The 13,155-nt window shown below is 66.0% G+C and carries 15 protein-coding genes; 10 read left to right on the plus strand and 5 right to left on the minus strand.

Translation table 11 applies throughout. From position 1 onward, the window contains the following. The 5 genes from G6N67_RS22330 to G6N67_RS22350 form a co-directional block, all read right to left on the minus strand. Positions 1–174, minus strand: coding sequence for a hypothetical protein (locus tag G6N67_RS22330; protein ID WP_179976743.1), 174 nt, complete (start codon positions 172–174; stop codon positions 1–3). Then, positions 171–1,334 (minus strand): oxidoreductase, encoded by a 1,164-nt coding sequence (locus G6N67_RS22335; protein WP_051578439.1) that lies wholly within the window; start codon positions 1,332–1,334, stop codon positions 171–173. The genes G6N67_RS22330 and G6N67_RS22335 overlap by 4 nt, the downstream gene beginning before the upstream one ends. A 52-nt stretch (positions 1,335–1,386) precedes the next feature. Next, a complete protein-coding gene (locus tag G6N67_RS22340) occupies positions 1,387–2,079 on the minus strand; it encodes a DUF2848 domain-containing protein (protein WP_036428836.1) in 693 nt (230 codons plus the stop codon). Positions 2,080–2,161: 82 nt separating this feature from the next. Next, positions 2,162–3,016, minus strand: a complete 855-nt coding sequence (locus G6N67_RS22345) for an IclR family transcriptional regulator (RefSeq protein WP_230022133.1) — start codon at positions 3,014–3,016, stop codon at positions 2,162–2,164. A gap of 186 nt (positions 3,017–3,202) precedes the next feature. Then, on the minus strand, positions 3,203–3,976 hold the full coding sequence (locus tag G6N67_RS22350) for a 2-keto-4-pentenoate hydratase (RefSeq protein ID WP_230022135.1): 774 nt from the start codon (positions 3,974–3,976) through the stop codon (positions 3,203–3,205). A gap of 200 nt (positions 3,977–4,176) precedes the next feature. On the opposite strand from G6N67_RS22350, the gene G6N67_RS22355 reads away from it, so the two are divergent. The 10 genes from G6N67_RS22355 (at position 4,177) to G6N67_RS22400 (ending at position 13,149) form a co-directional block, all read left to right on the plus strand. Then, positions 4,177–4,938, plus strand: coding sequence for an alpha/beta fold hydrolase (locus G6N67_RS22355; protein ID WP_036428835.1), 762 nt, complete (start codon positions 4,177–4,179; stop codon positions 4,936–4,938). Beyond that, a complete protein-coding gene (locus tag G6N67_RS22360) occupies positions 4,935–5,582 on the plus strand; it encodes a pyroglutamyl-peptidase I (RefSeq protein WP_036428834.1) in 648 nt (215 codons plus the stop codon). The genes G6N67_RS22355 and G6N67_RS22360 overlap by 4 nt, the downstream gene beginning before the upstream one ends. Then, complete coding sequence (locus G6N67_RS22365; RefSeq protein WP_230022137.1) at positions 5,579–6,436, plus strand: alpha/beta fold hydrolase; 858 nt, start codon at positions 5,579–5,581, stop codon at positions 6,434–6,436. The genes G6N67_RS22360 and G6N67_RS22365 overlap by 4 nt, the downstream gene beginning before the upstream one ends. Before the next feature lie 120 nt (positions 6,437–6,556). After that, positions 6,557–7,423: a VOC family protein gene (locus G6N67_RS22370; RefSeq protein ID WP_036428832.1), complete on the plus strand. Its 867-nt coding sequence runs from the start codon at positions 6,557–6,559 to the stop codon at positions 7,421–7,423. Between the two features lie 36 nt (positions 7,424–7,459). Continuing rightward, complete coding sequence (locus tag G6N67_RS22375) at positions 7,460–8,701, plus strand: NAD(P)/FAD-dependent oxidoreductase (protein WP_036428831.1); 1,242 nt, start codon at positions 7,460–7,462, stop codon at positions 8,699–8,701. Between the two features lie 14 nt (positions 8,702–8,715). Beyond that, positions 8,716–9,048 carry a non-heme iron oxygenase ferredoxin subunit gene (locus tag G6N67_RS22380; RefSeq protein WP_051578437.1) on the plus strand — a complete coding sequence of 111 codons (333 nt, stop codon included), beginning with the start codon at positions 8,716–8,718 and terminating at the stop codon, positions 9,046–9,048. A 92-nt stretch (positions 9,049–9,140) separates the two neighbouring features. Continuing rightward, a complete protein-coding gene (locus tag G6N67_RS22385) occupies positions 9,141–10,466 on the plus strand; it encodes an aromatic ring-hydroxylating oxygenase subunit alpha (RefSeq protein ID WP_036428829.1) in 1,326 nt (441 codons plus the stop codon). A gap of 11 nt (positions 10,467–10,477) precedes the next feature. Then, the gene (locus tag G6N67_RS22390; protein ID WP_036434310.1) at positions 10,478–11,029 is read left to right on the plus strand and encodes an aromatic-ring-hydroxylating dioxygenase subunit beta; all 552 of its coding nucleotides are present in this window, start codon (positions 10,478–10,480) and stop codon (positions 11,027–11,029) included. 24 nt (positions 11,030–11,053) lie between these two features. Next, on the plus strand, positions 11,054–12,226 hold the full coding sequence (locus G6N67_RS22395) for an acyl-CoA dehydrogenase family protein (RefSeq protein ID WP_036428828.1): 1,173 nt from the start codon (positions 11,054–11,056) through the stop codon (positions 12,224–12,226). A gap of 32 nt (positions 12,227–12,258) precedes the next feature. After that, positions 12,259–13,149: a VOC family protein gene (locus G6N67_RS22400; RefSeq protein WP_036428826.1), complete on the plus strand. Its 891-nt coding sequence runs from the start codon at positions 12,259–12,261 to the stop codon at positions 13,147–13,149. Positions 13,150–13,155: the final 6 nt, after the last annotated feature.

A 13,155-nucleotide genomic window follows, 5' to 3' on the forward strand; every position in this document is an offset into this window, starting at 1 on the left:
TCAGAGCGCCGTTCGATTGGTGAGCACACCGGTGATACCGCGGGCGTGTATCGCAGCCGCGGCGTCGACATCGGTGAAGATCAGCCCCGGTGCGGCGGCCAGCCGGGCAATCACCCCGCCGAGTGGATCGGCGGTGATCTGGCATGCCGCGATACGAAGCGGGGTGGCGGTCATGTTCGGTCGTCTCCTTGGATACGCGGGATCCACCCCGGTCGGCTCAACAGGTACTTCACCATCTGCCCCGGAATCGTCAGCGCGGTCTCGATGTCGTCGCTGTCGGCGGGCAGGTGCGTCCGAACGCTCTGGTATTGGCCGGCTTTCATCTTGTCGACCCATTCCGGATCGATCAGGGCGGCACGGCCGACGGCGACGAGATCGGCACCGGCGCCGAGCGCCTCGTCGGCATCGTCGAGCCCTCGGATGCCACCGCTGGCGACGACGGCACTGCGGCCCGCGACCGCGGCGGCAATCGCGGCGATGGGATTGCGCGACTCGACGGCTTCGCGCCTCTTGGTCCAGTCTCGATCTTCCGGCTGGGGCGAGTTTTTGCGGAAGTCGTCCATGGAGATGTGGACATAGTCGACCCCACGCTCGGCGAGGCGGTCGCAGAGTAGGGCCGAATCGTCGAGGGTGTAGCCGCCGTCTTCCGACTCGAATGGCGTCACCCGGAACCCGATTGTCACGGCAGGGCCGACCGCTGTCCGGACCGCTTCGGCGACCGCGAGTGGGAAGCGTGCCCGCCGCGCCGGATCACCGCCCCAGTCGTCGTTGCGCTGATTGGCTCGTGGTGAGAAGAACTGATGGATCAGATAGTGGTTGGCCCCGTGGATTTCGATCCCGTCGAACCCGGCCCGCACACCGAGCGCGGCGGCCCTCCCGAATGCGGTTATGAGGTCATCGATCTCGCCGCTGTGCAGCTCACGTGGGGTACGGGCATCGGGACGTGCGGACGGGATCGGCGACGGACCGCGGATCCCGCCGGGGCCGACCAGGCCTGGCAACGCGATGCGCCCGCCGTCGTAGAGCTGCAGCAGGGTCAGCGCGCCGCCGCGGCCGATCGCTTGCGCGACGGCCCGCAGGCTTTCCAGGTGATCATCGGTCGAAGCCCCGATGCCCTGCCAGGACCGGCCGTCCTCGTGCACATATGCGCACGAGGTCACGGCGGCCCCGAATTCGGTGGCTCCGCGGCGGTCCAGGTACCGCAACTCGTCCTCGGTCACGCGCCCCTGCGCGTCGGACGAGTTGGTGGTCATCGGTGCGAGCATGAAGCGGTTACGGAGTGTCGCTCCGGAGGCAAGGCGTAGTGGTGACCAGGGATCGGTGATCGTGCGCATCGCGGCTCCTTGTGGCACGTCTGCGGGGAAGCGTCGGACAGTCACGGTCTCCTCAATCGACGGCCGTGGGCGTCTGCCGCACCGAGTAGGACAGTGAGATGGCGTCGTCCGTGACGGGGTCGCGCAGTTCCACACCCCATCCCGTACTGAACTGGTTGACGTCGGGACGCATTGGGATGGTTCCGGACATCAGCACGGTGCCCGGGTTGAGCAGCTCGCGGGAGCGCAACTCCTCGACCCAGAACAGCGGCGACAGCAGTTCGGTCAGGGTGCCCTGCTGGATCACCTCGATGCCGGAATCGGTCTCGACCGTGCCGGTCAGGGTGAACTCGTCGAGGCGGTCCGCGATGGTGGCCAGGCGCCAGGCCCGGCGGGCCAGCACATCGGGCGCGGCCTGTTTGCTCCAGGCCACTCCGTGCTGTTCGAGGCGCCGGTCGGTGTGATCACAGGCGGCTGTGAGCAGCAGATCGCCGGGTCCGCTGCCGGCCACCACCAGCGCCCATTCCGCCTCGCCCGAGGTGAGCTCGTGCTGGACGTCGATCTCTTCGGTCTGCATCGCCAGGTAGGAGGCGATGGGGTAGATGCAGGGGATGCGGGTGGGCGCGGGCACACCCAACTCGGCGAGCTCGTCGATGTGGGCGGTCACGTCGGCTTGGCTGCGACCCGCGTATCCGGCGTTGAGCAGCGTATCGACGTCGACGGTGACCATCTCGTCATCGCGCAGCGTGAAGGTGAGTTGTGGCATGGGTGTCCTGACTGTCGACAGGCCTCGGTCGAGACCTGATGGGTGGGCAAAGCGTTGGAGCACAGGGATTTTCGAGGGGAGGTCACCGTGTGGCGCGACGCCAGGCGGCTTCCTGGACATGTCGCGCGATGCCGGCGGCTGCCGTCCGGACAGCCGGTGCCGCGTCGGCGGGCCGGAATCGATGTACCGGACCCGAGATCGAGACCGCCGCGACGATCGCGCCCGACCAGCTCCGGATGGGAGCCGCGATACAGGTCAGGCCAGGTTGGCTCTCCTGGCGGTCGTACGCCACGCCGCAATGCCGGATGGCGGCCAGGTAGCGATCGAGTTGCGCGGCCGAGGAGACACTCAACGACGTGGCGGGCCGAAGGTTCGCCGAGACGCGGGCGATGACCTTCTGGTCGCTGAACGCCAGCAGTGCCTTTCCGATCGCGGTGTTCGCGGCGCGCAGCCGGCCCCCGACGCACGCGGGCGAGTTCACCCCGTTGTGGCCGTGGATCTTGTCGATGTACAGGACGTCCTGGCCGGTCAGGATGCCGAGATTCACTGTTTCATGGGTGATCTCGTAGAGGTCGAGCAGATGTGGCAGTGCGACGCGGCGCAATTCGTGGTTGTCCGGTTGGCTGCCGAGCGCGGCCAGCTCGTTGAGCCGTGCTCCGGGGGAGTATTCGGTGCCGCGTTTGGTCACCATGTCCCAGTCGACGAGGACGGCCAGCAGGCGGTGTGCGGTCGATTTGGGCAGCTGTGCCTGACGCGCGATCTCCGAGACCCCCATGGCCGGGCGATTCGGTGTGAAACAACTCAGCAGCGCGAGAGCCTTGGCAACCGAGGTCGATGAGTCCGGATCCAGCGGACGGTCGGCGACCAACTGCACGGCGGACGTTCGATGCAGTGGGCGGGACGGTGGGGACACCACGGTAGGGCTGATCGTTGTCATCGTTGCCTCCTGGGGCTTCAGTTCGGCGGGGATCGGCCCGGATGTGCGGCACTGGCGCATTCGGCCTGGTGCCCGACGGTATGGCAGCAGTGGCGCGAGTCACATCCGGGGAATTACCGAAAAGACACCTACTTAACGGCTCGCTACGTCCCGGTGAACCGACCGTGAGCTGGCCCGGCGCCGCCGTTAGCACGCCAGGGTGACCGACCCCAGCGACGAGAACCGGGCGGTGACCGGGAATCCGACGGGCAGTGGTACCGGTGCCGTCCCGACGAGTACCGTCCAGCCCACCTCGATCGCATGACCGCGCCGGGCAAGACAGTTCGCCGCGGCCGCGAGTGCCTCGGCGGGATGGCTTCTGGCCACCGCATCGAAACGTGTCACGGTGGCTGTCCCGGCAGCGACGGTGATGCCGGCCTCTTCCCGCGACAGGTCCAGGCCGGTGGGGGCGAACCCGACCGGTCCGGTGAGGTAATACGACGCGGACAGGTTGTCGGCGACCAGGTCGGGCGCAGTGCACCGGCGGTCCGCGTAGCGGCTGTCCGTGACTTCCAGGCCCGCGAACACGAGGTCGACCGCCGCCAGCGCGGCCGCCGCGGTGACGCCGGGGCCGCAGAGCCGCCGGCCCGTGACGAACGCGATCACCGCTTCGACACCGGGATCGACGAGCAACTCCGTGGGCAGGTGATCGCTTGTACGCAGTGCCATCGCGTCGGTCAGCCACCCGGTCAGCGGTGTCACCGAGGACCGAGACTGCACCGTGATGCCGACGACGTGCTCGCCGCACTCGATCCGCTGGCTCACGGCCTCGTCCTGAATCCGATAAGCGAGATCGAAGTTCAGATCGCGGCATTCCGCCGAAAGTGACGGTATCCGTTGCTTCTTGGCCTGCGCGCTCAGCAGCCTTCCGGCAATGGAGTCGACAGTGGGCTGGATTGTGGTGCTGAGTTCGATGTTCACCTGCGGGTGCTCCTGAATCGTCGGTGTGCCGGGCGTTCACCGTGACGGTTGGTCGCGATCGAGGGGAATGTGCGCGGTCTGAACCGTGGAACGCCGGCGGGCGGCATGCCACCCTGCGGAACGGTGCCGTTGCCCATCCCCGAACCAGGCGGAAACCTGCTGTGCCGATGCCTGTTCGAAGCACGGAAGGGAAACGGTGCATGGCGATATTGACGGTCGATGGCGTTGATCTCTACTACGAGGATCACGGGAGCGGAGAACCACTGCTACTGGTGCACGGCGCCGCGGCGTCGGGGCGATGGTTCGGCGATCTGATTCCCCAACTGGCGGCCAAGTACCGGGTGATCGTGCCGGATCTGCGCGGGCTGGGACGCAGTGCGCGGGTGGCGCCGTTGGAACGCCCGCAGGTGTGGGTGGCCGACCTCTGGCGCCTGCTGGACTCACTCGGCTTGGACCGCGTCCATCTCGCCGGTGTGTCGCTCGGCTCACGGATCGCCGGGCGGATGGTGCTCGACAACCGGGCACGGGTCGCGACGCTGACCGTGGACGCGCCGATCATCGGATTGAGCAAGAGCGGAAACGCTTCGCTCAATTCGGTTTTCACGGCCGTGGACCCGGAGAGTGCTCAGGCCCGCGAGTGGAGTGATCTGCACGGGGACGACTGGCGCGATGCCGTCCGGTTCTACGCCGAGACCCGGAGCACCGAACAGTTCCAGGAGTACTTCACCCTGCGACCGCATCTGGCGGACATCGACGTCCCCACCCTGATCTGCCGCGGTGACCTCGATGATGCTATCCACCCGGTGGACGACGCGTTCATCTGGCACAAGCAGGCACCCGACACCCAGTTGTTCATCGCTCCGGGCCTGACCCAGTCATCGATCATGTTGGAGCGGGCGGCGAACTTCGTCACCGAATTCGAGGTATTCCAGGCGCGTTGCGCGCTCGGAACCGCGGCATGACCCGAGCGCTCGTCACCGGATTCGGCGCATACGCAACCGAGAGCGACAATCCCAGCGGTCTGATCGCGCAACGGTTGGACGGACAGCAGATCGCAGGCCTGGACGTAGCCGCCCGCGTGCTGCCGGTGGACACCGAACTGGTGCACGACGTGTTGGCCGAGGCCATCGAGTCACTCCAGCCTGCGGTCGTGGTGCTGACGGGCGTCGCACCCGGCCGCACGGCACCCGCGGTGGAACGCGTCGCGGTCAATGTGCGGGACTTTCCGATTCCCGATACCGCGCAGCGGGTTCCGATCGACGAACCGGTGGTCGACGGCGGTCCCTCCGCCTATCTGAGCACGTTGCCGGTCAAGGCGATCGTGGACGGTTGGCGGCGTGCGGGGCTGGCCGGCTACGTCTCCAACACGGCCGGAACCTATCTGTGCAACCAGGTGTTCTACCTGGCCCGGCATCTGTGTCGCGTCCCGGGCGCGCGGGTCGGGATGGTGCACCTGCCCGTGACACCTGCCCGGTCGACCGCGAGTACACCACCGCTGCCGTCCGTCCCGGTCGAAGTTCTCGAACATCAGGTACGACTGGCACTTTCGGTCTCGGCCGAGCACCAGGGAGACGACCTGCGGATCGGCGGAGGGGCGATCAGTTGACGGCCACCACTCGGATGTTCTCGGAGCAGGGCAGTAGCCACACAGTGGCGATCGGCGGGCATCCGGTCCACTATCACGATGTCGGTGCCGGTCCGCCGCTGGTGATGCCGCAGGCGTTCGGGCCGCTGCCCGGAACGACGGCCTGGCTGACCTACCATCGCACTCTCGGAGAGCTGGCTGCGCGTCATCGGTGCATCCTCGTGGACTACCCGAACTTCGGGCGCAGCGGACCGCGAGAGTTCCACGAGCCGGTGCACGACCTCTATGTGCGAAACACTCTCGGCATTCTGGACCGACTCGGGCTGGACACGGTCACCGCTCTTGGTGTCTCGACCGGGGGAACCGTGGCGATCGGTGTGGCGCTCGCCGCACCGGGACGAGTGGAACGGTTGATCGTCGGCGGGTGTACTGCCTCGACCGGCGGTGACCCGTACCTGCTGGCTACGGCACCCACCGAGGTCGGACGCCTGTTCGACGAATGCCAATCGCGACCGCCGGACCGCGAACGCATCGCGAGATTGCTCCGCAGTCTCGTCTTCGATCCCGGGTTGATCGATGACGGCCTCGTCGAGCAGATGTACCGATGGCGGGTGGACAAGCCGCAACACGCCGAAGCCTGGGCCCGTTCGACCATCGTGGCGCGCAGCAATCTGGCCGCGTTACAGGCCGTGGTCGCGCCCACGCTGGTGGTTCATGGACGCCATGACCGCATGGTGCCCATGGAGGGGGCACTGCAGTTACTGAGCCATCTGCCGTCGGCGGATCTGGTGGTGTTGAACAAGTGCGGGCATTGGCCGCCGTTCGAACGCCCGTGGGACTTCGCCCGCGCCGTCCGTGCATTCCTTTCCTCGTGAATGTTTCGAGTGTTCCGGTAGACGGATCGGTGCCGTTGCCCGTGGCCGGTGCGTTCACGAAAGCTGCATATCCGAGGCCGAACCGCGCGACTGACGCGGGCGGGCCGGGAAGGTAAATTCATGAATGAAGTTGTCGCACTGGGATATCTGGGCCTCCGCGCCACTGATCTGGATGCCTGGCGCACATACGGGACCGAGATTCTCGGCCTGCAGGACGTCTCGGCGCACGAGCATTGCGACGACCAGACCATCCTGCTGCGCGGTGACGAGCGGGGCTGGCGTTTGGCGATTCACCAGGCCGATACCGGCGGAGCGGCCTACGTCGGATGGGAAGTGCCGAACGGTGCGGCACTGGACCGGTTGGCCCGGCGCCTGCAGGACGCGGGTGTAGAGATACACCACGACCCGGACTGTGCCGCCCAGCGTCGGGTCGAGGCTCTCATCCGGTGTACCGATCCCGATGGTCACCGGTTGGAGTTCTCCTACGGTGCCCGGGTGCCGAAGCGGCCCTTCGTCTCGCCGAGAGGTATCCGGTTCGTGACCGGTGACCTCGGCATGGGGCACGTGTTCTTCTTCGTCACCGACCTCGCTGCCGCCAAGCGGTTCTACCTCGACGTGCTGGGCTTCCGCCTCACTGACACCATCGAATTCCACGGCCGCAAAGTCCATTTCGCGCACGTGAATCCGCGTCATCACAGTCTCGCGTTCGTCGAGAACGGCAACCTGGCGCCGGCCCTGGGCCACTTCATGCTCGAGGTCACCGACATCGACGACGTCGGGCGGACGCTCGACGTGGTGGACGCCGGTGGGGTTCAGCTCACCGAAACCCTGGGCCGGCACACCAACGACCTGGCGATCTCTTTCTTCATGAAGAATCCGTCCGGCTCCGAGGTCGAGTACGGCTACGACGGGCGATTGGTCGACGACGCCACGTGGCGCGTGTCGAGCTATGACGCCACGAGTTTGTGGGGACACCACCGTGACTGATGCTCCGAAACCGCATGTCTCGACGGGAGCACCCCGATGACGCCCACCTACGTGGTCGTCGGAGCCAGTCTGGCCGGCGCCCGCGCGGTAGAGGCGTTGCGCAACGAGGGATTCGACGGCCGCATCATCCTCGTCGGCGCCGAGTACCACTTGCCCTACGATCGGCCGCCGCTGTCGAAAGAGGTGATTCTCGGGTCGAAGGATCCGGGCGACACGTTGATCCACAAGTCGGACTTCTATTCCCGCAACGACATCGAACTCCTGCTCGGATCCCGGGCCCGGCGGATCGATACGCACGGTCGCCGAGTCGAGCTGCACGACGGAGTGTCGGTCCAGGCCGACAAGGTGTTGTTGTGTACCGGTACGACGCCGCGCCGTCCGGAGATCCCGGGGTTGGATCTCGACGGCGTGCACTTCCTGCGGACCGTCGACGACGCGGCGGCGATCCGTGACCGGATGCGGGCCGGTGCTGCCGTGGCGATCCTCGGGGGCGGGCTGATCGGCATCGAACTGGCCGCATCGGCACTGCAGCTCGGAAACCAGGTGACCGTGCTCGAACGAAGCGCTGCGGTGCTCGGCCGGGTGCTGCCGGAGCGAATCGCGCGGTGCCTGACGCGCTTCCACGTCGAACAGGGCGTGCGCATGGTGACCGGTGCCAGGGTGGCCGCCGTCGAAGGCGACCACCGGGTACGGCGCGTCACGATGGACGACGGGACGGGCATCGAGGCTGACCTGGTGGTCGTCGGGGTCGGGGTGACACCGGCGGTCGATGTGGCGGTCAATTCCGGAATCGATGTCGACAACGGCATCGTGGTCGACGAGTTCTGTGAGACATCGGTGCCCGGTGTGTACGCCGCGGGCGACGTGGCGAGCTCGCCCTGCACCCACGACTCCGGACGAATCCGGTTGGAACACTGGCAAAACGCACAGAATCAGGGAATCGCCGCCGCGCGTTCGATGGTGGGACGGCGGGAACCCTACCGCGACCTGCCGTGGTTCTGGTCGGACCAGGGCCAGACGAACATCCAGGTGGCCGGGCGGCTGCATCCGGAAGATCAGGTCGTATGGCGCGGCAGCCCGGAATCCATGCAATTCACGGCATTTCACCTGCGGGACAGTGTGTTGGTCGGAGCCGTCGGGGTGAACCAGCGGCGGGAGGTCCGGATGGCGATGAGCCTGATCGACCGGCGGGCCAGGCCGGAGCCGGCCTTGCTGTCCGACCCGGCCGTCGATCTGCGCTCGATCGACGACGTCGCGACACCCGCGGGGCAACAGTGAGGGAGGAATCGGCAATGACGGCAATGGCAGAGTCCGAACACCTGGTCCGGGTGTGTCCGGTCGGAGAACTGGCGCCGGGCAACGTGAAACGGGTCGATGTCGATCCACCGATCGCGGTGTACAACATCGACGGCTCGTTCTACGCGACCGCCGACTGGTGTACACACGACAGGTCGTCGCTGGCCGACGAGGGCTTCATCGACAACGGCCAGATCGAATGTGGCTGGCATTTCGCCAAGTTCTGTGTGCGCACCGGCGCGGTCACCGCGCCGCCTGCGGTCCAACCGCTCGCGACCTATTCGGTCCAGGTGATCGATGACGTGGTGTACGTGGACGTAACCGGCTGAGTGACGTTCCGGCGTCCAGAACGGTTGCATCGACTGGCATTTCGCATGCTGATTAGCTCAACAAACAGTCCTCGAATGTGAACTGAAGGGAAATGATCGTGGCCATTGATGCCGGCTATCTTCGCTCGTTGGTGAATTGGGAGGAAGGCAAGATCGGGCCCGAGATCTTCGTCAGCGACGAGATCTACCGGTTGGAGCAGGAGCGCATCTTCGGGCGATCCTGGCTCTTTCTCGCCCACGACAGCATGATCCCCAAGCCGCACGACTTCTTCGCCACCTACATGGGCGGAGATCCCGTGCTCGTGACGCGGCAGCCCGACGGCAGCGTGAAGGCGTTCCTGAACGTATGCCGGCACCGGGGCATGCGGGTCTGCCGGGCCGAAGAGGGAAATGCACGGTCCTTCATGTGTACCTACCACGGCTGGACCTACGACAGTGCGGGCGAGTTGGTCGGTGTTCCGAACCTCGACGACGCGTACGACAACAAGCTGTCCCTCGGCGACAACGGCCTGGTTCAAGTCGCTCAGATCGCGAGTTACAAAGGACTGATCTTCGGCAACTTCGACCCGGCGGCGCCACCGCTCGACGAGTACCTCGGCGCGCTGAAGTTCTACATCGACGGCTGGGTCGACCATGCCGAGGGCGGGATCGAAATCCTGCCCGGCGCCATCAAGTGGACGATCAACGCCAACTGGAAACTGGCCGCCGAGCAGTTCGCCGGCGACACCTACCACGCGACGACCAGCCACCTGTCCTCGCTGCTGGCCTTCGGGCCCGGGTTCGACGCGAAGGACGGCGCACATGTGTCGCTGCGCGAAGGACACGGGGAGAGCTTCCTGTTCGAGCGGCACACCCGGTTCTCCGACGACCCGCTGGGACAGTACAACGAGAACAAGCGGCGGATCGCGCGGGAGCGGGTGGGCGACCGCGCCGACATGGTGGCCAACTTCAACGCGTTCCCGAACTTCGCCGGCCTACCCGGCTCGGCCAACATCCGCGTGTGGCATCCGAAAGGGCCGACGAAGTTCGAGATCTGGTCGTTCACCGTCGTCGAGAAAAACGCCCCTGAGGAAGCCCGTCGGGCCCAACAGATTTCCGCATCGTTCACCGAGGGTGCGGCCGGTGTCGTCGAGACCGACGACGGCGAGAACTGGGGAATGATCGGCGGCGTGCTCGAGCAGGGCTACCAGGCCCGGAAAATGGCATGGAACTACGAGATGGGGCTGGGCAGCGAGCGGGAGAACCTGGACTTCCCCGGTGAATACCATGATTCGTTCTTCGGCGAGGCCGGACAACGCGGTTTCTACCGACGCTGGCTGGAGTTCATGACGACCGAGTCCTGGCCGGTCATCCCACCCGAGGAGCGCAGTGTCGCGGTGCCCGCGGTCGCCATGAGCGATGTGGCGGGTGCCCGATGAGCGTCGGAGAGATGGTTCAACCCACCGGGGTCGGCGAGCTCGAGCAGGTTCTGCTGCAATACCGCGTCGAACAGTTCCTCTACCGCGAGGCGCAGCTGCTCGACCATTGGCAATGGGCCAGCTGGCTGGAGTTGTTCGATGAGGACATCCTCTACTGGATGCCGGTGCGCCGGAACCGGCTTCGCCGCCAACGCGGGCAGGACGAGGTTCCCGAGGGTATCGAGATGGCGCATTTCTACGACGACTACTCGTCACTGCAGATGCGAGTGAACCAGATGCACTCGGGCACGCACTGGGCAGAAGACCCGCCGTCCCGGTGCCGGCATCTGGTGACGAACGTGATCGTGCAGCCGCGGTCCGAGGTCTCCGGTGACGCCGTCGAGTACGACGTCTGGTCCAACTTCCTCGTCCACCGCAATCGGCTCGAATCCGAAACCGATATCTGGGCAGGGGAGCGTCGCGATGTGTTGCGGGTGGTGGACACGGGCTTCAAGATCGCCCGCCGGACCATTCTGCTCGATCAGAACGTCGTGCAGTCGAAGAACCTGAGCGTCCTGTTCTGATCCGCTGAGAGGATACGAAAAACCATGGTAGCCACCGAACTTCAAGTACCTTCGGAAGCCGAGTTGCACGCCGCTCTGGTTGAGCGCGCCCGGGCCCTGGCGCCGGCGATCCGCGAGCGGTCCACCCGCACCGAGGATCTGCGGCGCGTGCCGTCCGAGTCGATCACCGAGATCATCGACGCCGGGTTGGGCGGCCGCATGCTCGCGCCGCGACGGTTCGGTGGTGACGAGTTGACGCTCGACACCATGTACGAGGTCGCTGTCGAGCTCGGCCGGGCCTGCGCGTCCACGGCCTGGTGTGCGGCGTTGCTGCCCCATGACGCACACATGGTCGGGTTTTTCCAGCAGGCCGCGCAGGAGGCGGTGTGGTCGGACGGTCCCGACACCTGTATCGCGGCATCGCTGGCGCCCGCGGCCACGGTGCGCAAGGTCGACGGAGGTTATCGGCTGACCGGCAGGCATGGCTTCGCCAGCGGGGTCGACCATTCCTCGTGGGTGATCGTCAGCGGGCTGATCAAGGAGAGCGATCGCGCGGCGAATCACCACTTCCTGATCGGGCCGGGTGAGTATTCGATCGACGACGACTGGTACGCGGCAGGCATGCGGGGGACCGGGAGCAAGACGATCGTCATCGACGACGTGTTCGTTCCGGATGAATTCGCGCTTGCCGCAGCTTCTCTGGTCGCCGGCGACGGTCCGGGCAGTGAAGTGAACCGAGGCCCGCTCTACCGGCAGCCCCTGGCGCTGCACGCCGGGTTGACGTTCCTGGGCCCGATGGTGGGCACCGCTCTGGATGCCTACGACCACTTTGTCGAGTGGGCGCGCGGTCGGAGCGCCACCGCGGCATCCGAAGTCGTGCAGGAAGTGATCGCCCGCACGGCGGCCGACCTGGAGCTGGCTCAGCTGGCCGTCGGGCGGGTGCTCGCGGATGCGCGGGTGCCCGGGCGCATGGAACTCGCGGACCGGGCCGTCACGCTGCGGGACTACGACCGAGTGGCCGAACTGCTGACCGACGCGGTCGACCGGTTGTTCAAACTCAGCGGAACCTCCGGCTTTCGGGACAGCAGTCCCATGCAGCAGAAGTGGCGCGACATCCACATGATGGCGAGCCACGTGTCGTTCACCCGGGCCAACTACCAGCACTACGGCCGTATGGTGCTCGGTCTGGAGCGCGACCCCAAGCTAACCGTCTTCTGAGTCTTGCCCACAGCGTTCCCGAAGGATCATCCATGGCTGTAGTCACCCAATTGAGTTATGTGGTCGGGACGTCGAGTGACGTCCCGGCGTGGAAGAAGTACGCATCCGATGTGCTGGGAATGGAGGTGTCCGGCGACAGCGACGACAAGCTGCTGTACGTGCGCGCCGACGATCGCCATCACCGGATCGGGGTGCGAGCCGGTCACGACGAGGATGTCGCATACATCGGCTGGGACATGGCATCGAGGGAAGCGCTCGAATCGGCCGCCGCGCGTCTGGAGGAGGCCGGCGTACTCGTGACGGCGGGCAAGCCCGACGAGGCGGCCGACCGGCGCGTCATGGACTTCGTCCACTTCACCTGTCCGTACTCGCAGGTGAGGATGGAACTTGTGCTGGGGCACGAGCGGGTGTTCCGGCCGCCGTTCCGTCCGACCAGGGATCTCGCGGGCTTCAACACCGGCGAACTGGGGATGGGCCACGTCGTGCTCTACACCGCCGACCTCTACGGCGCCGCCGAGTTCTACTGCCGGGTATTGGAGTTCGGGGTCACCGACTTCGCCCACCTACCCAACTCCGATCCGTTCGCCGTGTTCCTGCACTGCAATTCCCGGCATCACTCGCTGGCGTTCATGAACATTCCCGGGGCACCGCGGCGCATTCAGCACGTGATGTTCGAGACGGTCACCATGGACGATGTCGGTCACAGCTACGACGTGTGTCTGGATCGGGGGATCACCAGTACGTCGACCGGCCGCCATCACAACGACCGGGTGTTCTCGTTCTATTTCCGCAATCCGTCCGGCTGGCATTTCGAATACGGCTGGGGTTCACGGACTGTCGATCCGCAGACCTGGACGCCCGAGAACTACACACTCAAACCAGGTTTCGCCTGGGGCCATGACGGATTGATGAGGATGGTGTGAGTACCA

This window comes from Mycolicibacterium mageritense (assembly GCF_010727475.1).
GTDB classification, from domain to species: Bacteria; Actinomycetota; Actinomycetes; order Mycobacteriales; family Mycobacteriaceae; genus Mycobacterium; species Mycobacterium mageritense.

Coding starts and splice junctions, on each gene's coding strand:
- G6N67_RS22395 (WP_036428828.1), top strand. CDS start 11,054: ATGGTAGCCACCGAACTTCAAGTACCTTCGGAAGCCGAGTTGCACGCC.
- G6N67_RS22375 (WP_036428831.1), top strand. CDS start 7,460: ATGACGCCCACCTACGTGGTCGTCGGAGCCAGTCTGGCCGGCGCCCGC.
- G6N67_RS22390 (WP_036434310.1), top strand. CDS start 10,478: ATGGTTCAACCCACCGGGGTCGGCGAGCTCGAGCAGGTTCTGCTGCAA.
- G6N67_RS22345 (WP_230022133.1), bottom strand. CDS start 3,016: ATGACAACGATCAGCCCTACCGTGGTGTCCCCACCGTCCCGCCCACTG.
- G6N67_RS22385 (WP_036428829.1), top strand. CDS start 9,141: ATGATCGTGGCCATTGATGCCGGCTATCTTCGCTCGTTGGTGAATTGG.
- G6N67_RS22370 (WP_036428832.1), top strand. CDS start 6,557: ATGAATGAAGTTGTCGCACTGGGATATCTGGGCCTCCGCGCCACTGAT.
- G6N67_RS22330 (WP_179976743.1), bottom strand. CDS start 174: ATGACCGCCACCCCGCTTCGTATCGCGGCATGCCAGATCACCGCCGAT.
- G6N67_RS22340 (WP_036428836.1), bottom strand. CDS start 2,079: ATGCCACAACTCACCTTCACGCTGCGCGATGACGAGATGGTCACCGTC.
- G6N67_RS22380 (WP_051578437.1), top strand. CDS start 8,716: ATGACGGCAATGGCAGAGTCCGAACACCTGGTCCGGGTGTGTCCGGTC.
- G6N67_RS22335 (WP_051578439.1), bottom strand. CDS start 1,334: ATGCGCACGATCACCGATCCCTGGTCACCACTACGCCTTGCCTCCGGA.
- G6N67_RS22355 (WP_036428835.1), top strand. CDS start 4,177: ATGGCGATATTGACGGTCGATGGCGTTGATCTCTACTACGAGGATCAC.
- G6N67_RS22360 (WP_036428834.1), top strand. CDS start 4,935: ATGACCCGAGCGCTCGTCACCGGATTCGGCGCATACGCAACCGAGAGC.
- G6N67_RS22400 (WP_036428826.1), top strand. CDS start 12,259: ATGGCTGTAGTCACCCAATTGAGTTATGTGGTCGGGACGTCGAGTGAC.